The sequence below is a fragment of the Streptomyces sp. NBC_00846 genome (genome assembly GCF_045207325.1).
Classification (GTDB): Bacteria; Actinomycetota; Actinomycetes; order Streptomycetales; family Streptomycetaceae; genus Streptomyces.
Map to the genome: position 1 here is coordinate 6,485,754 of NZ_CP108846.1, position 26,347 is coordinate 6,512,100.

General features: G+C 70.6%; 16 protein-coding genes and 1 pseudogene. 12 read left to right on the forward strand and 5 right to left on the reverse strand.

Annotated elements, in window-relative coordinates; genetic code table 11:
- Positions 1-7 precede the first annotated feature (7 nt).
- The 4 genes from OG936_RS29865 to OG936_RS29880 all read left to right on the forward strand — a co-directional run bounded on the left by OG936_RS29865 (position 8) and on the right by OG936_RS29880 (position 3,940).
- Positions 8-988 (forward strand): TauD/TfdA family dioxygenase, encoded by a 981-nt coding sequence (locus OG936_RS29865; protein WP_406498903.1) that lies wholly within the window; start codon positions 8-10, stop codon positions 986-988.
- Positions 989-1,092: 104 nt separating this feature from the next.
- A complete protein-coding gene (locus OG936_RS29870) occupies positions 1,093-2,370 on the forward strand; it encodes a Zn-dependent hydrolase (RefSeq protein WP_406498905.1) in 1,278 nt (425 codons plus the stop codon).
- Positions 2,371-2,451: 81 nt separating this feature from the next.
- Positions 2,452-3,126 carry a TIGR00730 family Rossman fold protein gene (locus tag OG936_RS29875; protein ID WP_406498906.1) on the forward strand — a complete coding sequence of 225 codons (675 nt, stop codon included), beginning with the start codon at positions 2,452-2,454 and terminating at the stop codon, positions 3,124-3,126.
- A complete protein-coding gene (locus OG936_RS29880) occupies positions 3,059-3,940 on the forward strand; it encodes a dimethylarginine dimethylaminohydrolase family protein (RefSeq protein ID WP_406500661.1) in 882 nt (293 codons plus the stop codon). Before OG936_RS29875 ends, OG936_RS29880 begins: the two co-directional genes overlap by 68 nt.
- Before the next feature lie 71 nt (positions 3,941-4,011).
- Here the strand turns inward: OG936_RS29880 and OG936_RS29885 are convergent, their stop codons facing one another.
- From OG936_RS29885 to OG936_RS29900, 4 genes are all read right to left on the reverse strand, one after another.
- A complete protein-coding gene (locus OG936_RS29885) occupies positions 4,012-4,704 on the reverse strand; it encodes a LuxR C-terminal-related transcriptional regulator (protein ID WP_406498908.1) in 693 nt (230 codons plus the stop codon).
- Positions 4,705-4,726: 22 nt separating this feature from the next.
- Positions 4,727-7,861 (reverse strand): amino acid adenylation domain-containing protein, encoded by a 3,135-nt coding sequence (locus tag OG936_RS29890; protein WP_406498910.1) that lies wholly within the window; start codon positions 7,859-7,861, stop codon positions 4,727-4,729.
- A 115-nt stretch (positions 7,862-7,976) separates the two neighbouring features.
- Positions 7,977-8,240 (reverse strand): hypothetical protein, encoded by a 264-nt coding sequence (locus tag OG936_RS29895; protein ID WP_406498912.1) that lies wholly within the window; start codon positions 8,238-8,240, stop codon positions 7,977-7,979.
- Between the two features lie 38 nt (positions 8,241-8,278).
- Positions 8,279-8,434 (reverse strand): hypothetical protein, encoded by a 156-nt coding sequence (locus OG936_RS29900; RefSeq protein WP_406498914.1) that lies wholly within the window; start codon positions 8,432-8,434, stop codon positions 8,279-8,281.
- Positions 8,435-9,362: 928 nt separating this feature from the next.
- Here OG936_RS29900 and OG936_RS29905 point away from each other — a divergent pair.
- From OG936_RS29905 to OG936_RS29915, 3 genes and pseudogenes are all read left to right on the forward strand, one after another.
- Positions 9,363-10,337, forward strand: a complete 975-nt coding sequence (locus tag OG936_RS29905; protein ID WP_406498915.1) for a LuxR C-terminal-related transcriptional regulator — start codon at positions 9,363-9,365, stop codon at positions 10,335-10,337.
- A 186-nt stretch (positions 10,338-10,523) separates the two neighbouring features.
- Complete coding sequence (locus OG936_RS29910; protein WP_406498917.1) at positions 10,524-11,120, forward strand: hypothetical protein; 597 nt, start codon at positions 10,524-10,526, stop codon at positions 11,118-11,120.
- Between the two features lie 172 nt (positions 11,121-11,292).
- Positions 11,293-11,409 (forward strand): annotated as a pseudogene (locus OG936_RS29915) (3-oxoadipate enol-lactone hydrolase); the annotation flags it as partial.
- Between the two features lie 257 nt (positions 11,410-11,666).
- Here OG936_RS29915 and OG936_RS29920 read toward each other — a convergent pair.
- The gene (locus OG936_RS29920; protein ID WP_406498919.1) at positions 11,667-13,067 is read right to left on the reverse strand and encodes a hypothetical protein; all 1,401 of its coding nucleotides are present in this window, start codon (positions 13,065-13,067) and stop codon (positions 11,667-11,669) included.
- Positions 13,068-13,394: 327 nt separating this feature from the next.
- Between OG936_RS29920 and OG936_RS29925 the strand changes: the two genes are divergently transcribed.
- From OG936_RS29925 to OG936_RS29945, 5 genes are read left to right on the forward strand one after another with little or no spacing between them, the layout of a single operon-like run.
- Positions 13,395-14,255: a DUF4132 domain-containing protein gene (locus OG936_RS29925; protein WP_406498921.1), complete on the forward strand. Its 861-nt coding sequence runs from the start codon at positions 13,395-13,397 to the stop codon at positions 14,253-14,255.
- On the forward strand, positions 14,252-19,441 hold the full coding sequence (locus tag OG936_RS29930) for a hypothetical protein (protein ID WP_406498922.1): 5,190 nt from the start codon (positions 14,252-14,254) through the stop codon (positions 19,439-19,441). The genes OG936_RS29925 and OG936_RS29930 overlap by 4 nt, the downstream gene beginning before the upstream one ends.
- A complete protein-coding gene (locus OG936_RS29935) occupies positions 19,438-20,661 on the forward strand; it encodes an AAA family ATPase (RefSeq protein WP_406498924.1) in 1,224 nt (407 codons plus the stop codon). Before OG936_RS29930 ends, OG936_RS29935 begins: the two co-directional genes overlap by 4 nt.
- Before the next feature lie 3 nt (positions 20,662-20,664).
- Positions 20,665-24,453 (forward strand): vWA domain-containing protein, encoded by a 3,789-nt coding sequence (locus OG936_RS29940; protein ID WP_406498925.1) that lies wholly within the window; start codon positions 20,665-20,667, stop codon positions 24,451-24,453.
- Complete coding sequence (locus tag OG936_RS29945; RefSeq protein ID WP_406498927.1) at positions 24,450-26,276, forward strand: hypothetical protein; 1,827 nt, start codon at positions 24,450-24,452, stop codon at positions 26,274-26,276. Before OG936_RS29940 ends, OG936_RS29945 begins: the two co-directional genes overlap by 4 nt.
- Positions 26,277-26,347 lie beyond the last annotated feature (71 nt).

Here is a 26,347-nt window from a genome sequence, read left to right on the forward strand (position 1 = left end):
TAAGAAAATGACGGAAATCATTCCCATCACCACGAAACTAGAAAAAGAGTCGATTCACCTCGACCTGGATGTACGACGGGAGATCAAGCGGCTTGCCGAGCTCTTGGCGGAGACGGCACCGGGTCTGCTGGACGAGCCCCGCTGGCTGGCGGCGGCACGTGATGTGTCCTGCGACCTCCCGGCAACCTTGCGGGCGGCACTGCGGAACTTCTCCGCCGACTCCGGCCAGGCAGGCGTGTTACAGATCCACGGCCTGCCGGTCGGGTCTCTGCCCCCCACCCCTACCCGGCGGGAGTCCGTCGAACGATGGGCCACCGTGCCGGCGTCGGCTCTCGTGCTCTGCGCCATGGTGCTGGGTGAGGTTGTGGGCTTCAAAGGCGAAATGTGCGGTGCCCTGGTGCACAACGTAGTGCCGGTACCAGGCGAGGAGCGGAGCCAGAGCAACGCCGGGTCCGTCAACTTGGAGATGCACACCGAGAATGCGTTCCATCCCCATAGGCCCGACTTCGTCGCCCTGTCCTGCCTGCGCCAGGACCTCGACGGGGAAGCCGGGCTGCGCATTGCTTCGCTGCGGCGGGCAATCGGGCTCCTCTCCATTGAGCAGCGGGAGATCCTCGCCGAGCCCCGCTTCAGGACTGACCCACCGCCGTCCTTCAACGGATCCGGCGTCGCGGTGGCGCACGGGGCCATCTCCGGTGCGCCCGAGGACCCGGACGCCCAAGTGGACTTCCACGCCACGACACCCCTGGACGCAGGTGCGAAGCGGGCCATGACCGCTCTCCGCGAGGCCCTCGAAGCGGTCGTCGACACCGTCTACTTCGCCCCGGGCGACCTGGCGATCGTCGACAACCGGGTCGCTCTGCACGGCCGCACGCCGTTCTCCCCCCGGTACGACGGCCACGACCGCTGGCTGCACCGCGTATTCATCCACATCGACAGCCGCCGGTCTCGGGTCAGGCGCAACGGAGGCGGACATGTCGTCAGCTGATCGTGTGGCTGCCTCGCACAACCGAGTCCAGCGCGTGCCGACCGTTCTCCCCTCTTGGGTCGGCACACGCCCCCAGGGCCTGATCGCCTCGACAGGTGGTAACGATGCCTGACTCTCTGACTGTTGCAGACAAGTTTCGCTCCGACACCTCTCTTCGGATAGATGGCGCTCGACTGCTCAACCGTATCGATCGCTTGGCCGAGATCGGCGGAAGCGAAGACGGCGGCGTTACCCGTATGGGCTTCAGCGACGCCGATCAGGAAGGGCGGGCCTATGTGGCCCGACAAGCAGTGGAGGCCGGGCTGAGTGCCCTCGTCGACGCTGGCGGAAACTTGCTCATCCGGCGCCCCGACGACCACCAGCACTCCACTCGACCCCCGATCCTCGTCGGCTCACATCTCGACACAGTCGCCAATGGCGGCCGGCTGGACGGAGCCTACGGAGTCATCGCCGCGCTGGAAGTGCTGCAGACCCTGCACGAAGCCGGCGCCGAAACAGACCACGAGACCATCGCCGTCGGCTTCGCCAACGAGGAAGGCGCGCTCTTTCCCCAGCCGTTCTGGGGCTCCATGGTGCTCGCGGGACGACTGGACGCGCTGCCCAGCGAGCCGGAGGACTACGCCGGAAAGCCACTGCGAGACGCCCTGGCCCGGGCAGGCGGAGATCTGTCCCAGTTGAGAACGGCTACGTGGGCACCTGGCTCCCTCACCGCCTACTTGGAACTCCACGTGGAACAGGGGCCTGTGCTCGAGCGGCTGGGCAGGTCCATCGGTGTAGTCGAGTCCATCACCGGCCGGACCCATATGTCTGTACAGCTGCAAGGCAAGGCGGGCCACGCGGGCACCACACCTATGGAAGGGCGCCAGGACCCCCTCGTCGTAGCAGCGAGCCTGATCCAGGCAGTCCAGAGCCTGGCGACGAAGGAGAAGCTGTGCCGCGTGGCCACCGTCGGGCGGTTGGAGGTCCAGCCGAACTCCCCCAACACCATTCCGGATGCAGTACGGCTCGATATCGACCTCCGGGACAGCGAACCCGCCCGACTCGACGCAGCCGAGCACACCGTGCGAGGGACACTCGCAGCCCTGGCCCGCTTGGGGGGTGTCCGGGCCACGATCGAATCCACCGTGCGCAGCGCTCCCGTACACACGGACCCGAGAATCCGGGACGCCATCGCGGCGTCGGCGACCGAGCTCGGACATTCCCAGGATTCGCTGCCGAGCGGAGCGGGGCACGACGCTCAGGTCGTGGCTGATCTCGCCCCGGTCGGAATGATCTTCGTGCCGAGCATCGACGGCGTCAGTCACGTCCCCTCGGAACGCACCGCCCCAAAGGACCTGATCGCCGGTGCCGAGGTGCTGCTGCGCACGGTGCTGAAGCTCTGACCGGGCGCCGCCCCCCAACTGCATCGTGTGGACGCATCCACACGATGCAGTACCTCCTGCTCGCTGCGATCGGAGATTCGCATGCACAACAGTCGTCAACGTGCCGCAGTTATTGCCACGTTCTGCGGCGCACGTCCCGGCAAAGACCCCGCATACGCCGCTCTCGCCAAGGACTTCGGTGCGGCTCTGGGCCGCCGCGGTTGCGGGCTGGTCTACGGCGCTGGCGGCGTCGGCGTGATGGGGGCGGTGGCCGGAGCGGCCCTGGCTCACGGTGCCACCGTGACGGGGGTGGTCCCGCATGACCTCCACGAACGGGAGCGGTCCCAGCGGGCGCCGGGGCAGATCTTCGTCGTACAGAGCATGCATGAGCGCAAGGCGCTGATGTACCGGCTCTCCAGCGCCTTCGCGGTCCTGCCGGGTGGATTCGGAACCCTGGACGAACTCATGGAGGTGGCCACCTGGAACCAGCTCGGCATGCATCGCAAGCGGGTAGTCCTTCTCAACGCGAAGGGCTACTTCGACTCGCTCCTGAACTTTCTCGACGTCGTGGCGCAGGAGGGCTTCATGACCTATGAGGAACGCAACCTCGTGTACGCCACCGACGACGTGGACGAGGCCCTCGACCTGCTGACTTCAGAGCCGTTGGACGACACCATCGGGGCAGTTTCCCCGCACAGAGAGGGTGACCATGAGCGACAGCTCTTCTCTCACAACTTCACGGAATCCGCTGAAGAGGTTCCTGCTGTGCAGCCCTGATCACTTCGACGTCACGTTCGAGATCAACCCGTGGATGTCATCGCAGCGGCGCCCCGACAGGAAGAAGAGCTGGGGTGAATGGAATGCCCTGGTGGCCGGCCTACGGGCAGCTGGTGCTGAGGTACACCACTTCCCATCGCTGCCCGGGCTGTCGGACATGGTCTTTCCCACGGACGTGGGGGTGGTGGACGGCAACCGCTTCGTCCGTGCCCGCTTCAGGCATCCCGAGCGCCGGGGCGAGGCCGCGCATGGTGCGACGTGGCTGCTGGAACACGGGTTCACGGAGATCCCCTGGCCCGACGATCCCGATATATATCTGGAAGGTGGTGACGTGCTCCGGTTCGGCGACGTGTTGCTGTGCGGCACCGGACCACGCACGTCACCCGAAGCGGGGGAGTATCTGTCACGAGTGCTCGACATCCCTGTCGTGACGGTGCCCATCGTCGACCCGCGCTTCTACCACCTTGACATGTCCTTCTGCCCGCTCGACGCCGGCCGGGCCATCTACGCACCCGACGTATGGGATCAGGAGGGGCAGCGGGCCATCAGGGAGCTGGTGCCGGAGCCGCTGATCATCAACATGGACGAGGCGCTCACCTTCAGCGCCAACTCGGTAGTTGTCGGGCGCGTAATAATGATGTCTTTCTGCACACCCCGGATCAGGACGCAGCTCGAAGACTGGGGCTTCACCGTGTGCCTCTCACCGGTCGACGAGTTCCGTAAGGCTGGTGGCGGAATCCGCTGCATGTCACTCGATCTCGATCTGCTCGGCAGTTCGCAACACGTGAGCGCGATCCGGCAGAACCAGGGTTGATGGTTTTTCATCGACGACCGCATACGATGCGCCAGGCCGAAGACCTGGCGCATCGTATGCGGCACATTTGCTCAGGCAGCGGTCCTCGCCCGGGCCCTCTGCCTGAGCATGGTGGACCGCACCGGTGGGCGGACCTGCCGGTGGGCGAGCATCACTACTTCGAGTCGGCTGGCCAGGCCGAGCTTTTTGAGGATTCCCTGCACATGTGTCTTCACCGTCGATTTGGCCAGCGTGAGTGATGTGGCGATCTCCATGTTGGACTTACCGCGGGCGAGAAGGTGGAAGACTTCCCGCTCCCGCGGCGTCAGGAGACGTATGTGCGCCGCCACACCCGCCCTTTCCTCCAGCGCACGGTGGGCGAGTTGTTGCGCCAGGTGCCGCTCCACGGGGAGATAGCCGGCGGCAAGCAGTCTGACCGAGGAGACCAGATCGGCAGAGCTCATGCGTGATCGTTGGAGGACGCATACCCCCAATCTGAGCACTTCCATATCGGACTGGACACCTTCTTCGGCGAGCAGGACCAGGGGACGGTCCGCCATGTCGACGAGCGATCGGATCTGCCGTGCGTGGGCTTCGCTGCCGGCCCGGAGTCCGGAGGCGTCGATGATGAACAGATCCGGATCCACCCGTCGTCGTACCTGCGGTATATCGGCGAAATTCGCCGTTTCACCCACCACCTTGACCGTGCAGTCAGCCGACAGCATGGACCGGATCCCGTCTCGGACGAGCGCTTCGGCGGCAATGATGGCTGCCTTGGTGTGCATCAACCGACGTCCTTTCTTAGCGTCACAGGCCGCCCAGCGGGGACGACTGCCATTCCGCCATGGCTGCGTCTGGCCCGCCGCCATTTACCAGGAACCAAAGGAGGGACTGAAGATCACGGGAGAACCGCTCGACGGAAGCTGCGTCAAAAAGGTCGGTGGCGTAGGTGAGCGAGCAGGAGATCTGCTCCTTGGACTCAATGCAGGTCAGATCAAGGTCGAACTTCGATGAAGACATCGGCCAGTGCCGACGCGTCGCCTTGGCGCGCGGTAGCTTCCAGTGCGGCATGTCGTTCTGCGTCTCGTAGGAGAAGAACACCTGGAAGACAGGGTTACGGTCCAGGTGCCGTTCGGGCTGCAACTCCTCGACGACTTGGCTGTAGGACACCAGGTTGTGCTTCATCGCACCGAGGGTGGCCGCCCGTACGTCCACCAGGACGTCGCGGAAGGTCCGCTCACCGGAAACCGCACAGCGCAGCACCATGGTGTCAGTCAGGAAGCCGACCAGCTGCTCGAGCTCGGGAAGTGAGCGACCGGTCATCGCCGCCCCCACCGCGATGTCGCCTTGCCCACTCCAGCGGGCCAGCACGACCTTGAAGGCTGCCAGCAGGACCATAAACGCGCTCGAGTTCTCCTGACCTCCGAGGCTCCGCACTCCGAGGGCCACCTTCGACGGCAGCGCGAACTCCACAGACGCGCCGTGCCCGGACCAGTAGGGGGGCCTTGGCCGGTCGACTGGTAGCTCCAGGGTGGCCAGATCCTTCAGTTGTTCGCGCCAGTACGCCAGATGAACGCCTGCCTCCTTGGCTGACTGTTGCTGCGCCCACACGGCGAAGTCGAGGAACTGGAGACCGGGCTCTGCGCGCCTGTCCTGAGGCTCGCCGACCGCCTGCCGATACAGGGACTCCAGATCGCGCAGCACCGTGGCGAGCGAGCTGCCGTCGATGGCGATGTGGTGGAAGAGCAGCAGGAACAGCGACTCGTCGGCGTGGCGGTGGTCCGTGAAGAGCCGGGCCCGTACGAGCGGCGCCGTGCTGAGGTCGAACGGCTCCTCGGCGAAGGCACGCACCTCCTTGGGGATACCGTCCGCGGTGAACTCGATGTGCTCCCGCGACAGCCGGAACCGGACGGCATCGGTGGGCTGGACGACCTGACGGGGGCCGTCCTCCCCAGCAACGAACAGCGTACGCAGGATCTCGTGACGCCGGACCAATGCATCGAGCGCCTCTTCGAGCGCCGCGGCGTCCACCTGACCCGAAAGATGCCAGAGAGAGGGCACATTGTATTGGTAACCTGCGGGATCGAGGCTCTGGATGATCCACAGCCTCTCCTGCCCGGCCGAAAGCGGGCCCTCGGTCCGCCCTTCGCATCGCGTCGGCGCCGGGGGGCTGTCCACGACCTCCCGGAGGTCACCGGTCACGGCTGCCATACCGGCGACTGTCGGGTGCTCGAAGACTACTCTGAGCGGTATGTCCTTCCCCGTTGCAGCGCTCGCCCGGGAAGCGAGCTGGAAGGCCAGCAAGGAATGTCCACCGAGATCGAAGAAGTTGTCGTGCACGCCCACGCTGTCGACCTGCAGGACTTCGGCCCAGATTGCTGCCAACAGGGCTTCGGCCGGGCTCGCCGGCTCGGTGGCAGCTTCCGGGGTTGCGCGCACCCGGGCCGGTTCGGGCAGGGCGTTCCGGTCGATCTTGCCGTTCGGCGTCATGGGGAAGGTATCCAGTTCCACGATGGCCGCAGGCACCATGTGAGCCGGCAGCACAACCTGGAGCGCCTTGCGCGGTTCGACGGCCCTCTCGGCCTTGGCGGTCGTCGTCACATACCCGATCAACCGGGCCTCTCCCGTGGCATCAGGGCGAGCCACGACTACCGCACCGGCCACCCCGGGCAGCGAGGCCAGCGCAGACTCGACTTCACCCAGCGCGATCCGGAATCCGCGAATCTTCACCTGGTCGTCGGAGCGGCCGAGGAACTCCAGCGAGCCGCCGGGCAGCCGCCGGGCAAGGTCTCCGGTTCGGTAGACGCGTCCACCGGGCGGGCCGAAGCGGTCCGGCACAAACTGCTTCTCGGTCAGCGTCGGCTGGTTGAGATACCCGCGGGCGACCCTGTCCCCGCCTATGACGATCTCCCCTACCTCGCCCGGTCCGACCTCTGCTCCATCCTCGCCCACCAGATGGACACGGGTGCGGGGCACCGGCCGGCCGATGGGAACGGGATCGCCCTCGGCGACCTCACTCACCTCCTGAACCATGGCAGTGATGGTCGTCTCGGTCGGGCCGTAGACGTTGAGGACACGCTTTCCGGTGAGACTGGTGCGGGCTGCCTGCACGATGCCGGACCGGATCACGTCGCCGCCCGAGATGACCAGCCGGACGGTGTCCAGGCCGGTGCCCTCACGCAACACCGCATCTAGGTAGACCGGCGTCATGTTGAGGATGGTGATGGAATGCTCGTGCACGTACCGGATCACGTCTTTGGGCGCGACGACATCATCGGGCTGGATAACTGCGGTGGCCCCGCAGACGAGCGGTGTGAGCATCTGCTCGATGGACACGTCGAACGCGGCGCTCACAGAGACGAGGGTCCGATCATTCTCGGTGTAGCCGAAGGCTTCCGCGATCGCATCGAGGTGGCTGGTCAGGCTGGCGTGTTCGACCATCACGCCCTTCGGTTTCCCGGTTGAGCCCGACGTGTAGATGATGTACGCGAGATCCTGCGGGCCAGCCGTCGGCGGGGTGTCTGTACGGGCTGCGTCCGGACCCAGCTCATCGAGGAGAACGATCCGGGCCCGGCCGTTCGTCAGCCCATGGGCGAGCTTCCGCGTGGTCAGCACCACTGGTGCTCCCGTGTCCTGCAGGACGAACTTGTTCCGCTTCGCGGGATACTTCGGGTCGAGGGGCACGTAGACGCCCCCAGCCTTCAGCACCCCAAGCAGCGCCACCACCATGTGCGGCGAACGCTCGACGCGGACGACAACGGAAACACCTGGGCCGACGCCGGAGTCCTTCAACAGCCAGGCCACTCCGTTGGCTCGCGCCTCCAGCTCGGCATAGGTCAGCGCCTGCGCACCGGAGATCACCGCAGGGGCATCCGGCCGGGTCTGGGCCTGGGAGGCAAACAGCTCGTGGACGAGGCCCTGGTCAGGTATTGAGGTATTCAACGCTCATTGCTCCAGACGTCATTGAGGTACTGGCAGGGGGTTCCCATGACTCCGGCCCGACCCGCCCCGGCCCAGGTGACGGCGCTCGTTGACGAGCATCCGTGCCAAGGTGGGTTTAGCTGTCCGGCAACTGCCAGCGCGTGAGTTGGGGCGTGCGATCGATTGCCCGCTGGCATGCCGCACGGGCGGCGAGCAGGGCCTCGGCCTCGTTGTCCGCAAGGAGGAAGAACGCCAGGTAGACGCTGCCCATAGCGGAATGGGCCCAGAGGTGTTCGATGCGGTCGTGGGGTGTGAAGTGAGCTCGGAACAGCTCAGCGATTTCGGTCGCGGCGGCTTGCTCTCCGGGGGGGATGACCAGCCGCAATGTGATCATGTGCATGGTGGCCTCCGTTGTGGCTACCACGCCTGTACGAGGGATCAGGCCGGGCTACCGTCTGCGGGCGTGCCCCATCCGAACCCATCGCCGGCGACGATGTGCTGGGTGACCGGCTTTTCCGCAGTAGGGGTGATGCCCGCACCGACGGCGGCAAGCAGGGCAGCGGGAACAAGCAGCAGTACGGCGATCCGAGACATGGCAGACTCCACCCATCGAGGGAATTCTGGGGTTCACGGTTTCTTGCAGCATTTACGCCTTGTATTGCGTTGCGCTCGATGGGTAAAGCTTGCCCAACCATCGCCGTGATGTCACGAGCATGCTGCCGACACCAAGGTGTCTGGCACCTTCGGGACACGTCGGAGTATTGCTGCCGCGACTCCCGATTTTCAGAAGCGGGTTCACCACATTCCCGACGGGCCGGGGCCCCGTGACGGCGGTCTCCGTAAGCTCCCCGTAGGCGGTCACTGACCGCGCAATTTATGGCCACCGGTTTCCCCGGGTGCGGCCATGTTTTCTCCCCGCTCGCCCCGAGTAGTCCCGCTCGGCGATGCTTGAGAGGGTGAAGAACAGCAGGGAGATCATGGAGATCCTTGAGCCCGGATCCACCGGCTTGATGCCTGTGGATGACTCTCGCGGAAACGAGAAAGTGCCTTGTGACCTGCGATGATGGAGTTTCTCTAGGACCACATCAGGCACGATCGACAAGGCATTTCCGAGATGCAGGTGCGACAGGAGGCCGCGTTGTTCGAGTGGACGTCATCGAGAGGGGGTCGGCGATGCCGACGCGATGATCTCGGTCAGCGTCCGACGACCTGTCCCCGCTCTGACGTGCGTCGCTGGTAACGGCCGGGTGCGAAGCTCGGAGAAGAAGCCCAAGAGCACCCGTTCCACTGGGGTGTTACAGGCAAGGGGAAGACCGGACGGGTGAACGCGAGTGAACCCTTGATGACGCCGCGTGATGGAAAGCCCCGCTGGTGGGATGCGGCTGTGGGGTGTAGGGAAGGCCGTGCGTCATTCGGCCAACCGGCGGCAGCATCCAGCCATGGTCAGCAGTCCCTCTTAGAAAGGTTGTTGAACTCGATAAAAATCGTTGTTTGGTCAGTGATGATCACGAGGAGGTTGTTCATGCTGCAGGTTCTGGGGTTGTCTCAGCGATCGGAGACTGTGTACAGGGCCATGCTGCGCCGACCCGATCGCGGCGTGGCCGCCCTGGCCTCGGACACCGGCCTGTCTGAAGACAAGGTGCGAGAGGCCCTGGATGAGCTGGCGTCCCTGGAACTCCTCAAGCCGTCCGCCCAGGAGGCGGGTGTCCTGCGGCCGGTCAGCCCCACGGTCGGCCTGACCGCACTCCTGGCCAACGCCGAGGCTCAGGCAGCCACGCAGCAGGCACGGGTCGAGTCCACCCGAGCTGCGATCGCCTCGATCGCCGCAGAACACGACCACCCCTACGACCATGACCGCGCTCTGAGACTCGAGGGCCTGGACGCAGTGCGGGCCCGGCTGGAAGTACTGCAGCGGGCCACCGAATTCGAATGCCTCTCCCTCAACCCGGGCGGCGCCCACCGTCCCGATGCCCGGCAGGCCGCGACCCCTCTCAACGAGGAGGCGCTCAGGCGCGGTGTCACGATCCGGGCTGTGTGCCGTGAGAGCTTCCGCAACGACGCCGACACCCTCGAGTACGCACGGTGGCTGACGGGACACGGCGGCCATATGCGTACCGTTCCCACGGTGCCGATCCAGATGATTGTCGTCGACCGCAAAGCCGCCATCGTGCCGCTGGATCCTGCTGCCCCCCGAGCTGGCGCGCTAGAGATCCACACGCCCGGCACCGTGAGCGCCCTGTGCGCGCTGTTCGAGCAGGTCTGGGAGCACGGAATCCCCTTCGGTGAAGAATCGCCCACGGACCTCAACGGCTGCACCCCCACCGAGCGATCTCTCCTGCAGATCATCGCTGCGGGAGACACGGACGAGACTGCGGCCCGCCAGCTCGGCGTCTCCCTGCGCACCGTCCGCCGTATGATGTCCAGCCTGATGGAGCGCCTGGAAGCGGGCAGCCGCTTCCAGGCCGGCCTGAACGCCGCGAAGCGCGGCTGGCTGTAGCAGAGAACCGCTCTTCCTGACATGTGGTATTGCCGCAGGCGGTAGCCACACCGGTCAGGGACAGAGCCGTTCGTTTGACAGACCCGTGGGACGTCACGAGGTGGCCGGGCTACCGGACCTGGCCGCGATCCGTGGGCGCTGTGGGAGGGACGGGTTCGAGGTGGCAAGGCGGGCACCGGTCTCGGGGTGGCCTCCGTCGAGATGTCGCTGGCGCGGGTGAGGGAGGCGCTCGACCGGGCGGTGACACGGCGCCTCGTCGAGGTGAACGTCGCCCGGGAGGTGACGATCCCCCGGAACCTTCGGAAAGCGGAGCGGCGGACGAAAGCGATGGTCCCGCCCTGGAACCTCGCGGAGGTGAGCGCCTTCGTGTGCGCGGTCAAGGACGACCGACTGTGCGCTGCTTTCCTTCTGTCCCTGATGGGCGTGCGGCCGGCGGAGATCTGCGGGATGCGCTGGGCCGACGTCGATCTGGGAAGGGCCATCCTGGCTGGCACCCGGACCCGGACGCTTACGAGCAACCGGTTCGTGGTCGAAAAGGATGCGAAGTCGCTTGCTGGTGAGCGGCAGCTTCCCCTGCCCGATCTGGTGGGGGAGGCCCTCGCCGGCTTCAAGGCCACGCAGATGGCCGAGAAGCTCGCGGCGGGGGAGAGGTACGTGCTCGTAGATCGACTCGGCAGGGCACTCAACGGGCGGCAGCTGCGTGAGCGGGCGTACCAGGTCGTGGCCGAGAACGCGCTGCGCCGGGTCCGTTTGTACGACGCCCGCGCGAGCTGTTTCACCTAGCTGGCGAACAACGGGGTACCGGACCATCTGATTGCCCGCTGGGCTGGGCACACCGACGTCCGGACGACGAAGCGTTGGTATGTGAAGCCGGATGTGGAGGATCTACGGCCGGCTGCGGATATGTGGGAGAACTGGCGAGTGCCCCCGCCCCCGCTCACGAAGAGAATGTGAGATGCGGGAGCGTGAGGGGGTGAGTGAGAAGAACGTCGAAACCCTGCAATACCGCTTTGACGGGCCAGAAGAGGCCCCGGTCCTCGTCATGGGGACCTTCCTCGGTGCTACATGGCACAGGTTGTAGATCGTGTCTTGTGCGGTCCAGGGTGGTCCAGGTGACGCGCGTAAGTGCAGGTCAGGCCCCTGTGGTCCAGGAGTGTCTACGGTGTTGGTGAGAGCGATGTGAGAGATGCGTACCCCCGTCGGCAGGTGCCGACGGGGGTTCTGCGTGTCGCGGCGGGTCTCTCTGCGGGGCGATCGATGTGGCCTGTTGGGTCGGGGCGTCTACGTCCCTTCTGCTGGGGGCGGGCGTTGACGACGCTTCGGGTGCGTTCAGTGAGGTTGCCGTCTGCGGATGGGGAGGATGCTCAGGGCCATGACGGTGCCGTCGTCGTGGAAGGAGATCGGCCCGTTCCATCTGCCGGTTCCGTGGGGGTCTTGCGGGGTGGAGCGGCTTTGGAAGGCGGCTTGACGGTATTCCTCCACGCGGCCCTTCTTGATGAGTTCGTACAGGTGCTCGGCCATGCCGGAGAATGCCTCGATGCGTACGGACCCCATACGGAAGACGTGGTCCGTGCCGACGAATTTCGTGCCGCCGACTTGGATGTCTGCGTCGTCAACGCTTGACGTGGCGGCGAAGGTGGGCACGTCGTAGTGCTGTCGTCCCTGACGCGTGGTGAGGTACTGGGCGGTTCGGGGTCCTCCGCCGGCCAGAACGGTCAGGTTGGCAGCTCCGGTACGGGCCAGGAGCTGACCGAACCAACCGCGGTCGGCCTCGGCTATTTGGAAGCCGTCGGCGGTCCGTGCGCGTTTCCCGTCGCGGGCGGGTATGTGAATGGCGTTCGGGTAGGTGATGCCGGCCTTGTCTCGGATCTCTATATCGGCGTTTCCCGGGGCACCCGGTGTACGGAGGGGGAGAAGGGATTCGCCTCGCGTCTGCAGTGCGTTGACCACGATTCCGCCCTGCCCCATGAGTTCTGTGGACAGGATCAGGCACGGCGTCGTATTCCACGGGCCGATGTGCATGCCTTCGGTCAGCTCGGCGCCCTTTGCCAGTTGCTGGACGGTGGTGCTGCGGGTCCGCCCTCCTCGTTTGCTCGGCTTCTGGTGGTTTCCTCGGCAGGCTACAAGCGTGATTTTCGACGGCTCGCCGGGTTTCCATGCTTCGATGAGGTAGTCGGGGCGGGGCCGTGAGGTCTTGTTCCGTTGTGAGACGTTCAGGGGCCAGCCGGCTCGCAGGACGGTACTGGTGTCCACGATCGAGATGACGTGGTTCGGGTATCTTCGTTGCACTATGTGTTCTGCCACGGCGAGTCCGAAGCCGACGGCCAATTCCCGGGCCTGCATGCCCTTGTACCAGCGCTCGGGAGTGCGGCCCTTGTCGGTGAGATCCATGGAACCGGCACGATTGACGCCCAGAGCCTCGCAGAACTTCAGGCTCAGCCAGTGTTCCGCGAGCCCGCGCCCCATTCCCTGGCCGGCCAGTACGTAGCCACGCGCCACGGCGTGCAGCACCTGCCACGGGGTCAGTTCGATCGCCCGATTGCACTCGGCTCGTGGAACGGGGAGCAGCTCAGGTTTCCTGCGTATCGGCTCTTTTCCCTTGTCCCGGCGTTTCTTGTCGAAGGCCGCCGCTGCTGAGTCGACATGGGCAGCGAGTTCTGCCGTTGACTGGACGTGGATGTTCGTCGAGCGGCTGAGTGTGTTCAGGGTCTGTCGCGCGGTTCTTGCCATGCGTCCCCCACGATGTCCGTCTGCCATGGTCGGTCAGGAACGGTATTTCGGGGCGCGTGGGCGCATACAAGTGCGCATGTTCCACCACGGGTTCCGTCGGTTGCGCCGGCGGGCCCCGTGGCGTCGCGGGCCCCGGCGGGACGGTGGGCACGGCCGGGCGGTCCCTTCTGGGGTGCGGGCCCGTACGACGAAGCAAAGGGGGCCCGAACTCATTGTCACTGGGGACGCCTAGAGTCTCTCTCACTCGTCACGGTGGGTTGCCGTTGACGGGTTTCATCAGCGTGCCGTCGGTTCGGCGGCCGTCCGGAACAACGGGGAGAACAGCGCATGGGGTGGGTTCCGGCGGGCGACTACGAAGTCGCCCTGGAGGCGGGCAAGGTGGTCTGCCGCAACGGGAAGGGCCGGCGGCTGAAGTCCGTCCCGGCCAGATTGAAGGACGACCCGGCGGTCGTCGGGCTTCGGCAGTTGACCGAGTGGCTGGAGCGGCACGCACACCAGTGCCTGACCGACGTCGAGCAGTGGATGGTGCGTTCGTTGCCCGTCCCCACGGCCGTGCTCGCCCGGGTCTGGCCCGACCCGGCGTGGCAGGCGGCCCTGCGGGACGTGGTGGTCACCGGCGCGGACGGTGGGGCAGCCGGGTTCCTGCGCGATGTCGACCCCGACCGCGGTCTCGGCCTCGTCGACCTCGACGGCGACACGGTCCGCATCACCCCGGACGTCGTCAGCGTGCCCCACCCCGTCCTCCTCGACGACCTCGACGAGCTGCGGGAGTTCGCGGTCGAACTGGGGGTGCGCCAGAACGTGGAGCAGTTGTTCCGCGAGGTGTGGCGCCGCCCGCCGGGCCTCGCCCCGGACACCACCTCCGTGGACACCTACGCGGGCGGCGTGTTCAAGGAACTGCGCTTCCTGCACGGCCGCGTCACCCAACTCGGGTACCGGTCGCGCGGCGGATACGCGGTCTGCCCGGTCGTCGAGGACGGCGCCACCGCCGAGGCGCGCATCTGGATCGGCGAGCACGACGGATACGACGAGTACGGCACCGAGACGGGCCCCCTGGGCTGGACCGACCCTGCGGGGCGGGCGCTGACGGCCGCCGAGGTCGGCCCCGTCGCGTGGTCCGAGGGCATGCGCATGGCGGCGGCGCTCTACGCCGGCCGCGACGTGGAGGACGAGGAGCGGACGGCATGAGTACCACGACGACGAACACCAACGCGAACACGACGGCAGCGGGCGAGGCGTCCCTCCCCGCCCAGGCCCGGGGCGAGAGCACCTCCACCCTCGCCGCCGAGGCCCGCGCGGCGACCCTGCTGGACGCGGGCGCGATCCTCCCGCTCGGCACCACCGACCGGGACGACGCCGACGCGCTGACCGCCCGCACCTACACGCACACCGCCCTCGGCGACCGCCCCGTGGTCCGGCTCGTGCCCGGCACCCTCGGCGAAGCCGAGGACCTGGCCCTGGAGTTCCTCGGGCTGGCCCGGACCGCCGAGGCCCCCGTCGTGGGCCAGGTGCGCCGCGAGACGCTGGGCTTCCCGGCCTGGGCGCTGGTCAACGACCCGGCCAACGGGCACCACGCCCTGGCCCTGGTCAAAGACATCGAGCGGCTGGGCCGGCAGGCCAGGACCCGCGCCGGAGCGGCCAAGGAGGGCTTCGACGCACTCGGCACCCGGCTCGGCCGGGCCGTGCCCCACTTCCTCCCCACCTACTACGAGCAGGTGGCACGCCTCTTCCTCCAGGCCGAGAACACCACGTACGCCGCCTCCTTCTTCGGCAAGGCCCGCGAGGCCGAGCGGGTGCACGGGCTGGTCGTGGACGAGGACCGGCAGCGGGCCGTCTTCCTGGAGTTCGCCTTCGCCGGCGCGCTGACCGTCAAGGCGCTGCGGCAGTACGTGCGGGACCTGGTGGCCCGGCTCGCACCGGCGGACGCCTGGGCGCAGTTCCGCCGTCTGCTGGTCGAGCGCTGCGCGGCCGGCATGCCGCCGTACGCGGCGCTGCCACAGGACGTGCGCGCGCTGGTCAAGGCCGCCGGGCTGGACCGCGAGGCCGCAGAACGCGACCTGGTGGCCGATCTGATCGGCTCCCCGGGCGTCGTCCGCGCCCCCGCCTCGTTCTGGGAGACCTACCGCTCCGCGCTCATCGCCCTCGCTCGACGGGACGCGGCTGTGCGGGCCCGGCTCCTCGGCTTCTTCCCGGAGACCTTCAGCGAGAGCGGCCGGGACACGGACGGCGAATCCGGCTGGCTCGCGTTGCTGGCCGAGTCCGGCGCCGAGGACCTGCTGACCACCCTCCCGGGCACCTCCGGCAACGCTCCCTCCGGCTCCTCCGACCCGTCCGTCTCTCCGGCGGACTGGCTCGCCCGCTGGGAGGCACACCGCCGGCGCAACCGGGTCACCTCGGGCCGCAGCCCGCAGACCCTCGACCTGGCCGCCCGGATGGCGGACCGGCTGCGGGCCGACGGGCGCCCCGTCGAGCTGTTCCAGGGCCGCTGGCAGCGCACCGCCGACCTGGACCTCCTCGACCTCTGCCTGGCCTCCGGCGTCCCCGTCGCCGAGCCGGACGACCAGGGCACGGGCACCGCGCAGCCCGCCGGTGTCCCGGTCGGCCCGTGGCTCATCGACAAAGCGCCCGGCGCACGTGATCTGATCGCCGTCGCCCAGCGGCCGGTCTTCCGCGCCCTTCTGAGCCGGAACGTCGGCGGCCTCGGCGACGGACACGGCCAGCGGCTGAGCGACGCCGGCATGGCGAAGCTGGCGGCACACCCCGTGCTCTCCGGAATCCTGGGGCAGTGGCTCACCGGCCGCGCCGAGGAATACGCGGCCGCGCGAGGGCTCCCCGGGCTGAACACCGCTCTCAACAGGCTCTCGGCGTTCCGCACCGTGGTCGCGGACGTCGCCCCGGAAGCCGTGCGGCTCATCGAGGCCCACGATGTCGTGCCGTTGCTCGCCTCCACCCTGCGTACCGGCGTCCTCGACGAACTGGGCTGGTCCGCGCTGGACGAGACCTACGCCGAACTGGCCGCCGAGGCCGCCGCCGCCACGCGTCAGCAGCGCCACCGGTCGAAGGACGTCGGTGTCACCAGTGCCTGGCCCGCGCTCATCCTCAACACCCTCGAACGGGCCGTTGTCGTCGGTCCGGAAGGCGTTCTGCTGCGGCACACCCTGCGGCTGCCCGCCACCGTCGACCACTGGCGGCAGCTCGCCTTCCGTTACGTCGACGGCGAGTTGCTGGTCATCTGGTGGGAGGACGGCAAGCTGCACGGCTACTGGTCGCACCGTCCCGCCGAGGTGTTCACCGTCGGCGGCGAGCAGATCCCCCGCTGGGGCGGCTCCGGCCCCTCGGACGAGGTCTCCCTGCCGCTGCCCGGCGGCGGCCGCGCCACGGGTGGCAAGGCCCTGCACGCGGGCGACACCTCCCTCCCGCCCGAGCGCGCCGTCATCTCCGACGGCACCGGTCTCTGGCGCGAGGGCCACCAGGGCACGGAGCGGGTGTGGCTGGAGTACGACCCGGCCGGCGGCACGCACGGCCGCGCATCCCTCCCCGCCTTCCTCCGCTCCGGGGTGCGGGACGGCACCCGGCTGCTCACCGAGCACTGCCAGGTGTTGCCTCTCCAGCCCGGTCTGGAGACCACCCCGTTCGGCACGGACGGCACGGTCCTCGGCCGCTGGATCCGACAAACGGTCACCGAGCCCGGCACGGCCGCCCCCGCCGACGGCCACCGCATCGTCGCCGGAACCCCCGACGGCCACACGGTCACCCTGCCGTACCCGCTGCCCGGCGGGGACCGTCCGGTGCCGCTGGGCGCCCTCACCCTGCCCGGTGGTTCACGGCCGGTCGTGGCCCTGCACCACCGCTCCGTCGAAGCGCACCCGGCGGACACCGACGGCACCGGTGGGGAACTGTGGTCCGTCACCCCCGGCTCCAGCGGCGGGGGTGATGCGGCGGGTACCCCCTATGTGCCTCCCGTCGCCTACTGGCACGCCCTGCGCCCAAGGGACGAGCGGGGCTCCACCGTCCTGCGCAACCTGACGGACTCCCGGGCGGGGGAACTGTTCAAGGAGGTCGCCGCCGCGGTCGAACGGCACCTGGAGGCGTTCCGGGCCGTCAAGGAGTACACCGGGCCCTCTTCGCAGGAGCTGAGCCAGGAGGCCGTCGCCCGGGTACTGCCCGAGGTGTCCGACGTAAGGCTTCTCGCGGGCGTCACCGCGGTCGTACGGAACGCGGTGTACCGGGCCGTCTCAGCCGCCCAGTACCTGGCACTGCCCAAGCCCGTGGAGCCGGCCACGCCCCGGAACACCGCACGCACCAAGGGCATGTTCTTCGATCAGGAGCCCGAGCACGGCGACGACATGACCCTGCAGTCGGCCTCGGCCTGGAACTCCGAGCGGATGCGAGGTGGTTGGTGGGGAGCCGGGCGCCGTTGGACCGTGATCCGGCAGATCCTCGCCGTCAACCATGTCTTCGGCGGCGAGCCGGCGTTCGGCCCACCCATCCTGTCCACGGTCCCGTTCACTCCCGTGGACGGCTGGCAGCGGGACGAGTGCACCGTGCCCGTTGACTCCCTGACCTGGACCGATCTCCTCGGCGATCTGCCCGAACTGGCCTACCGGGCAGCCTCGGCGACCACCTCCCCCGAGCACCGCACCGGGCTCCTCGTGTTCCTGGAGACCCTCGCCGCGGGCCCGCTGGCCGACCCGGCGGGCACCGTCCGGCAGGTGGAACTCGTCGAGCCGATCTCCCGAGGGGCGACCGGATCGGGACGCCCCGAGACCGTGCACCGCCTCGGCCAGGTGCTGCGCAGGGGCGCCCGCACCATCGTGGTCCTCGCCGGCCACGGATGGAACTCCCGTAACGACGCGGTACGCTGGCTCGCCCTGGACCACGACCCGACCGGAGCCTTCGGCCCCGTCCCCGGCTTCACCCTGGACCGCGAGAAGGTTCACCGACAGGGCATCGACCGCGACCGGCTCACCCGGCTCACCGCCCAGGTACGGGAACAGGGCCCGGCACCCTGGCGTCCGGAGGCCGCCGAGGCGTTCCACACGGCCACCGGCATCGGCCCCCTCCAGTCCGCCGCCCTGCTGTCGGCAGCCGTCAAGGAGCCCGGCGCCGAGGCGCTCGCGCTCCTCGGGGTGAAGACACGTGCCTTCGAGGCCGCCCAGTCCAGGCTGGACGCCCTGCCCCGCGACGACCGGCACGCCGTGCTCCAGGCACTGCTGCCCGCCGACCCGGCCGAGCTGTGGTCCACGGGCCCCGACGTCCGGGCAGCCGCCGAGGTGTGGCAGAAGCGCCTGGCCTCCCTCGTCCGTGTCCCCGAGGAACTGGATCTCGACCTGTCGGGCACCACCGCGGAGGCCGTCGACCTGATCCTCAACGCGGGCTCCCGGACCTGGCTCGCCCACGGCACCGATGTCCCGGACGGCACCGGACGCCCGGGACTGCGCCGGGCGGGCGCACGCGGCGAGGTCTCCTCGGCCGTGACGGCCCTGCGCACCCTCGCCTACACGCTGCCGTACGGGCACCCCCTGCGGGCGCACCTGCCCGTCGGGCTCACCGCCTTGCGAGACCGCCTCGCCGACCCGGACCTGGTGCTGGACCTCGGTCTGGAATGGGCCGAGTCGGGGGGCTCGATCGGCCTCGTGGTCCGCGCCGCCTACGGGCTCCCGGAGTCCGGCGGCGCCGATGCCGACGGTCTGGTCCGGGCCGGCACGGCGCTGCTCCTCGCCCCCGGCTACGCCAACAACGAGAAGCTCCTGATCCGCCCGGCCGGTCTGGCGGGCCCCGACGACCCGGCGTTCGGCCTCGTCGAGGGCACCGTCGGCCCGTACGGCACCGGCGATCTGCTCGCCCTGCGCGCGCTGCTGGACGAGGAGACCGACGCGTTGGCCTCGGCGGGCACCCCCGACGGCGCCCCGCACCACCCGGCCCAGGACCCGACGCGTACGGTGCCGGAGCTGGTGACCGAAGCCGCCGACGTCCTCGGCCTGAGCGCGGACGCTGCCGCGCTTTACCTGATACTGCTCGCCCTGCCCGACCCGACGGACCGTAACTGCGTCCGCTGGACCGAGTGGAAGCCGGCACGGATCAAGAAGGCCCGGGCGGAACTCACCGCCACCGGCCTGGTCGTGGAGGCGAAGCGCTCCCGCGCCGGCCGCACCCTGTTCCTCCCCTGCGGCTGGCTCGAACGCGGCGCCCCCGGACTGCCGCTGGAGACCTGGAAGGAACGCCTGTACCCCGTGGCCGGGTCCACCCGGACCCTGCCCCACCTCCCCGTGCCCGCGCTGTTCGCAGCCGCCTGGGCACGGGTCCGCGGAGGCGACGCCCCCGCCTTCGAAGAACTGGACACCCGCGCAACCCGGAAGGGCCGCCGCCGATGACGAACGACATCACGACCACCGTGGACAGCACCACCACGGGCGGCGTCCCGGACCGGGCGACGGTGCCCGGCCGGGAGCTCCGCCAGGTCACGCCGCCCGAGGACCGGTACGCCACCGAGCTGGCCTTCCTCGCCGCCCACGACTCCGGGCCCCGCCCACCCGGCTGGCTGCTCACCCCGCGCGCCGTCGTCACCTTCGTGACGGGCAGCGCGGGCGAGGCACTGAGCCTGCCGAAGGGCGCCCGGCCCGGAGCCGGGGTGCCGCCCCGCCTGGTGATCGAGCAGAAGTTTGTCGGCGAGCGCGCCCTGGTCGAACGGTGCGTGGTCACCCTTGCCGGTGAGCGCGGACTCCTCCTCGTGGGCGAACCCGGCACCGCCAAGTCCATGCTCTCCGAGCTGCTGTCGGCGGCCGTCTGCGGGACCAGCGCGCTCACCGTGCAGGGCACCGCGGGCACCACCGAGGACCAGCTCAAGTACGGCTGGAACTACGCGCTGCTGCTCGCCCAGGGCCCCACCGAGCAGGCCCTGGTTCCCTCCCCGGTACTCGCCGCCATGACCCGGGGGGCCGTCGCCCGCGTCGAGGAGGTCACCCGCTGCCTGCCGGAGGTCCAGGACGCTCTCGTGTCACTGCTCTCCGAGCGGCGGATCGCGGTCCCTGAACTCACGGGCGGCGAGGGCGCCCAGGTGCACGCGGCCCCCGGGTTCACCCTCATCGCCACCGCCAACCTGCGGGACAAGGGCGTCTCGGAGATGTCCGCCGCGCTGAAGAGGCGCTTCAACTTCGAGACCGTTGGCCCCATCGGGGACGTGGACACCGAGACCGCGCTCGTCCGGCGTCAGTCGCGGGCGGCCGTCGAACGCGTGGGCGCCGCCTACCAGGTGGACGACGCGGTCCTCGAAGCCCTTGTCACCGCCTTCCGGGACCTGCGCGAGGGCCGCTCCGTGGAGGGCTGGGAGGTCGAGCGCCCGTCCACGGTGATGAGCACGGCCGAGGCGGTCTCCGTCGCGGGCTCCCTGGGCCTGGCCGCCGCCTACTTCCCTGGCGACCGGGACGTGCTCTCCCTCCTGCCCGGCCATCTGCTCGGCGTCGTCCGAAAGGACGACCCCGCCGACGCGGCAAGGCTGCTGGGGTACTGGGACGGGCCGGTGCGCAGGCGCGCGGAGCAGGGGTCGGCCACCTGGCGTGCCCTGTGGGACCTGCGCGCGGTGCTGGAGAACTGACGGATGAGCGAGTCGACCACCCCCGAGACGCGGTCCACCGCCGAGGTCTCGCCCACCGCCGTTGCGCCGGCCGCCTCCCCGGCGCAGGGCCCGGCGGCAGGGCCCGCCACCCCGGAAGCCGCGGTGGCGGCCCTCGCGGCGACCGGACCCGGGTCGCCGTTCTTGATCGGGGTGCGCCACCACGCGCCCTCGCTGGCGGCAGCCCTCCCGGCGCTGCTGGACGCGGCGGCCCCCGACGTCCTCCTCGTCGAACTGCCCGCCGAGTTCCAGCCCTGGCTGGGCTGGCTCGCCCACGAGGAGACCGAGGCCCCGGTGGCGCTGGCCGCCGTGCCCGCCGACGGGCCCGGTCCCGGTTCGGCAGGCGCACGGGGGCCGGCCTTCTACCCGTTCGCGGACTTCTCGCCCGAACTGGTCGCTCTGCGCTGGGCGGCAAGGAACGGGGTCCCGGCTGTGGCCTGCGACCTGCCGCTGGCCGACCGGGCGTGGGCGGGGGGCGGTCCGGACACCCCCGCCCCCGCCCCCGTCCCGGGCGCCGACTCCGCGCCCGTGCCGGGGGAGGGGCACGGGCTGTCCGCCGCGCTCCGGTCCCGGCTCACCGGCCGGGACGGCGACGACCTGTGGGACAGACTGGTGGAGGCCCTCGCACCCGGATCAACACCCGAGGCGCTCCGCCGTGCCGCCCTGCTCACCGGCTGGGCGCTGCGCCACGAGGCCGAGGCACGGGGCGGGGCGCACCGCACGGACCTGGTGCGCGAGGCATGTATGCGCGGACATGTCGCCGAGGCCCTGGCGAGCGGGCGGCGGCCCGCCGTGGTGGTGGGAGCCTTCCACACCCCGGCGCTGCTGACGCCCGACTCCGGGGCCACCGGGGGCCCCGCGCCGGACGCGTCCGCAGCCGCGCCCGAGCCGGGCGCGGACGGCCACGTGAACGGCGCTGCCGGGACGGCGGCGTGCACGGTCTCCCTGGTCCCCTACACGTACCCGCTGCTCGACTCACGGTCCGGCTACCCGGCCGGCATCCGGGACCCGGAGTGGCAGCACACCGTCCTGGACGCCGCCGGGGACCCGGCCGCGCTGCACGAGGCGCTGATCCGCACCGCGGTCCGGGTCTGCGCCGCCCTGCGCGAACAGGGCCACCCCTACGGCCCGGCGGACGGCCGGGAGGTCGTCCGGGTGGCCGGTGACCTGGCCCGTCTGCGCGACCTGCCCGCCCCCGGCCGCGGTGAACTCCTGGAAGCCGTGCAGACGGTGCTGGGGCGCGGCGAGACCTACGGCACGGGCCGCGCCGTCGCCCGGGCCCTCGAACGCGTACTCGTCGGAGCCCGCACCGGACGGCCCGCGCCCGCCGCACCGCGCAGCGGACTGGGCCCCGCCGTCGAGGCCGAGACCGCGGCGCTCTCCCTCCCCGGCCCCGAGGACGCGCACGAGAAGACACCGCGCGACCTCCGGCTCGACCCGGCGCGCTCCACCCTGGACCGGCGCCGCGAACTGCTGCTGCGCAGGCTGACGGTGTGCGGCATTCCCTACGCGCAGGAGCAGGGGGTGACCGGCGCGGCGGGCACGGAAGGACTCACGACGCGCTGGCAGGTGCGGTGGACCCCGGCGACGGCCGCGATGCTCACCGCGGCCGGGGCCCGCGGCGTCACCCCGGCCCAGGCGGCCATGGGCGTGCTGCGGCAGCGGCACGCGGCCGAGCGCGCGGAGGACGGCCCGACGGCCGCCCAGGTCGTCCGCGGCCTCACGGAGGCCGCCGAGTGCGGGCTCCCCGCCCTTGCCGACGAACGGCTGACTGAACTGGCGGCCGTACTCCCGGCGAGCGGCACCCTTCCCGAACTCCTCGCCGGGCTCGACCTGCTGGATCGCATCGACGCCGGCCACCTGCCGGGCCCGGCCGCGCCCGACGGCCCCTCGGCCCCGGACGCCACCGCCTCCGCCCGTGCCGCCCGCACCGCGCACGCGGCCGAACTCCTGACCTCGGCCGCGGTCCGCCAGGTCGACGGCCTGACCGGCTCCGAGGAGCCCGAGGACGCCCGGGCGTTGCTCGAACTGGCCCAGCGGGCCGACCGGTTGGGCGGCATCCGGCTCACCGCTGCCCTCGCCCGGCTGGCCGCCGACGGCACCCCGTTGATCGCCGCGGCCGCCGGAGCAGTCAGGGTGCTCACTGGCCACGAAGAGGCCGAGACCTTCGGGGGGCGCGTCGCCTCCTGGGTGGACGGGGCCGTGGACAGCACCTCCCGGGCCGCGCTCACCGCCCGCCTCACCGGCGTCCTGACAGTGGCGGGCCCACTCCTGACCGTCGGCGTGGGCGCCCTGGACCCGTTGCTGCACCGGGTCGTCGAGCTGGACGACACCGCGTTCCTGGCCCGGCTGCCGGCCCTGCGCGGTGGCTTCGACACCCTGAGCCCGGCCGCCCGGGACCGGCTGCTGGACACCGTCGAGGAGCGGCTGGGCGAACGGGTGGGCACCCTCGACGCGGACGATCCGGCCGAGCTGGCCCGCCGAACGGCCGCCGACCTCGCGGCCCGCGAGCTCCTGACCGGCCTCGGCCTGCCCGTCCCGCCACCCGCGCACGACGACCGGTTCCCACCGCTGTCCGGCCACCCCGCCGCAACGCGCCCCACCGTCACACCCCACACCGCAGCCTCCACCGAGGCCACCCCCGCGCGGACCCTCGCGCCCGCCGACCGGTGGCGGCTCGTGCTCGGCCGGCGATCCGACCAACTGCCGTCCGGCGCCGCCCGTCTGGCGACCGCTCTGGACGAGCTCTACGGCGCGGGACACGGCGAGGGAGCCCGCAGCGGCCTGCCCGGCCCCGGCCACGGTGGCGGCTCCGGACCGCGCGGCGGCCGGGAACCGTCGTTCCCCGGTGTCCGCGAGTGGTCCGAGGAACTGGCCGCGCTGTTCGGCCCCGGCATCCGCGAGGAGGTCCTCGCCGCCGCAGCCGTGACAGGCCGGCAGGACGTCCTCGCCGAACTCGACCCGGCGGCCGCCACCCCCTCCGTGGAACTGCTCCGGACGATCCTGCGGTACGCCGGCGGCCTCCCCGAAGCCCGCCTGGCGGCGCTCCGGCCCCTGGTCCGCCACCTGGTCGACGAACTGACCCGGCAGCTCGCCACCCGGCTGCGACCCGCCCTCACCGGCACGATGCTGGCCCGGCCCACCCGCCGGCCCGGCGGCCGGCTGGACCTGCCGCACACGCTGCGCGCCAACCTGGCCACCGCCCGCAGGACGGCCGACGGAACGGTCCGGGTGATCCCCGAGAAGCCGGTGTTCCGCAGTCGCGGCCGCCGGTCGGCCGACTGGCGCCTGATCCTGGTCACCGACGTCTCCGGATCCATGGAGGCGTCCACGATCTGGTCCGCGCTGACCGCCTCCGTGCTCGCCGGGGTGCCGACCCTGAGCACCCATTTCCTGGCCTTCTCCACGGAGGTCGTCGACCTCACCGGCCATGTGCACGATCCCCTCTCCCTCCTGCTGGAGGTGAGCGTGGGCGGGGGCACGCACATCGCCGCCGGGCTGCGGCACGCCCGCAGCCTGATCGCGGTGCCCACCCGCACCCTCGTCGTCGTTATCAGCGACTTCGAGGAGGGCGCGCCGCTCGGCGGACTGCTCGCCGAGGTGCGGGCCCTGGTGAACACCGGCTGCCACGTCCTCGGGTGCGCGAGTCTCGACGACGCCGGCCGGCCCCGCTACTCGACGGGCGTCGCCGGGCAGCTCGTGGCCGCCGGAATGCCCGTGGCGGCCCTCAGCCCACTCGAACTGGCCCGCTGGATAGGGGAGAAGACCGCATGACCGCCGCCCAGTTGCCACCCGTCGCGCCGGAGGTCACGGCCACGCTGGTGGAGGACCTTTCGCCCCGGCTGCGCAAGCGGCTGGACGCGACAGTCACCAAGCTCGGCGCCCGCCCGACGCACCGCGACGGGGACACGGTGATGATCGCAGTCGACGACGAGGCCGAGTTGCGCCTGCACGCCCCGGGCGGCGTGGTGGCGACGGCGGACGCCATCACCTGCGGTTGCCTCCTCGCCCCGGCATGCGTCCACCGCGCGGCCGCCGCCTGCGCCGCCCCCACGGCGGACCCGGCGCCGGAGCTCGCCGACCAGCCCACCCGGGCGGTCCCCGAACCCGCCTCCGTAACGGACCCCGCCCCCACCCCCGACTCTGCCTCCTCGCCCGAGGTGGCGAGCCCAGCCCAGCGTGCCGCGGCCGACGCCCTGTGGTCGGCGGGCGCCGCCGTGCTGGAGGCCGGCGTCGACGGGGCCGGCGCCGTCACCCAGTCGGTCCTCCTCCGCGCCGCGCACACCGCCCGGCTCCGGCACCTGCCGCGCGCCGCGGGCGCCGCGCTGTCCGTCGTCACGCTGCTGCGCGCGGCCCGCGCCGGGGACCCGTCCTACCGCACCGCCGACCTCGTCACGGCCCTGGCCGAACTCCTGGGCACCGCACACCGAGTGGGGACGGCGTCCGGGGCGGAGCTGGCCGCCGTCAGAGGCCGCGCGCGCCGCCCGTACAGCCCGGACGGCTCGCTGCGCCTGTACGGCCTGTTCACCGAACCCGTGGTCACCGACTCGGGGCACGGCGGCGTCCGCACCTGGGTCGCCGGATCCGACGGCCGCCTCTGCACGGTTGGCGACGTGGCACCCGGCGGCGTCGGGCGCGCCCTGGGCGTGGCCGACCGGGCCGTGCGCCTGGGGGACAGCGCGCTCACCCACCGGGAGCTGGGCCGGGCCGGCCTGGCGGTCTCGGGGGCGACAGTCTCGCCGGACGGCAGACTGGGCGCCGGCAAGGGCGTCAAGGCCGTTACCGCCTGGGGCGTGGCGTGGACGGAGCTGCCGCTCGCCGCCCTGTGGGAGACGCCGCCGTCCGAACAGGCCGCCCGCGCCCTGCGGTCCACCTCCCGCTACGCGGACCCGGACGACGGCGGCAGTGACCTGCTCTTCCTGGACGTCGAACTCCTCGGCGCCGTACGGGAGTCGGGCGGCACCTGCCTGCTCGCGCTGTGCGAGGGAGGCATTCCCGTCCGGCTCACCGTCGCCGACGACGACCCCGCGCTGGCCCACCGCGACAACCTGATGCTGCTGGCCACGGCTCCGGGGACACGGCTGAGGATCATCGGCCGCCTGGTGCCCGCCCACCACCCCCGGCTCACTCTCCTCGCCTGCTCGCACCCCACCGGCGAAGGCACGATCGACCTCGGCCTCGACCGCCTGCGCCGCGCCGACCTCCCGGACCCGGCTGCCCCCGTGCACCCCGCCCCGCCACAGCCCGGAGGGTCCGGCGCGCACTCGCCCCTGTACCTCCTGGAGCGCCGGGTCGAACAGACGGTCCCGGCGGGCCGCGCTGCCCTCGGCATGCTCGGCGACGTCACCGCCGAGACCCGCCGCATCCGCCGCGCGGGCCTCCCCACGGCCGCCGGACTGCTCACCGCCCTGTGCACCTCGGCGGCCCAACGCGATCGCGACCTCTTCGGCCGCCTCCTCCCTGCCGACACCGACGGCTTCGCCACCTACTGGCTCACCGCCGCCCGTTACACGGCCGCCGTGGCCGAGTCCCTGTGCGCGGCAGCCTGGGAACCGACGCAGGAGGGCCCGGCCGCGGCGCCATCCGTCCCGGACTGACCCGACTTGCGGAACGCCACGCACCGCAGCTACTCGCTGTGGTGGGCATCGGCCCGGACACGGCCGTGACT

Excerpts from the sequence above, each read along its gene's own strand:
- OG936_RS29870 (WP_406498905.1), top strand. The coding sequence starts at position 1,093 with ATGCCTGACTCTCTGACTGTTGCAGACAAGTTTCGCTCCGACACCTCT.
- OG936_RS29900 (WP_406498914.1), bottom strand. The coding sequence starts at position 8,434 with ATGTCTCGGATCGCCGTACTGCTGCTTGTTCCCGCTGCCCTGCTTGCC.
- OG936_RS29940 (WP_406498925.1), top strand. The coding sequence starts at position 20,665 with ATGAGCGAGTCGACCACCCCCGAGACGCGGTCCACCGCCGAGGTCTCG.
- OG936_RS29945 (WP_406498927.1), top strand. The coding sequence starts at position 24,450 with ATGACCGCCGCCCAGTTGCCACCCGTCGCGCCGGAGGTCACGGCCACG.
- OG936_RS29905 (WP_406498915.1), top strand. The coding sequence starts at position 9,363 with ATGCTGCAGGTTCTGGGGTTGTCTCAGCGATCGGAGACTGTGTACAGG.
- OG936_RS29930 (WP_406498922.1), top strand. The coding sequence starts at position 14,252 with ATGAGTACCACGACGACGAACACCAACGCGAACACGACGGCAGCGGGC.
- OG936_RS29875 (WP_406498906.1), top strand. The coding sequence starts at position 2,452 with ATGCACAACAGTCGTCAACGTGCCGCAGTTATTGCCACGTTCTGCGGC.
- OG936_RS29920 (WP_406498919.1), bottom strand. The coding sequence starts at position 13,067 with ATGGCAAGAACCGCGCGACAGACCCTGAACACACTCAGCCGCTCGACG.
- OG936_RS29880 (WP_406500661.1), top strand. The coding sequence starts at position 3,059 with ATGAGCGACAGCTCTTCTCTCACAACTTCACGGAATCCGCTGAAGAGG.
- OG936_RS29925 (WP_406498921.1), top strand. The coding sequence starts at position 13,395 with ATGGGGTGGGTTCCGGCGGGCGACTACGAAGTCGCCCTGGAGGCGGGC.
- OG936_RS29865 (WP_406498903.1), top strand. The coding sequence starts at position 8 with ATGACGGAAATCATTCCCATCACCACGAAACTAGAAAAAGAGTCGATT.
- OG936_RS29885 (WP_406498908.1), bottom strand. The coding sequence starts at position 4,704 with ATGCACACCAAGGCAGCCATCATTGCCGCCGAAGCGCTCGTCCGAGAC.
- OG936_RS29935 (WP_406498924.1), top strand. The coding sequence starts at position 19,438 with ATGACGAACGACATCACGACCACCGTGGACAGCACCACCACGGGCGGC.
- OG936_RS29895 (WP_406498912.1), bottom strand. The coding sequence starts at position 8,240 with ATGCACATGATCACATTGCGGCTGGTCATCCCCCCCGGAGAGCAAGCC.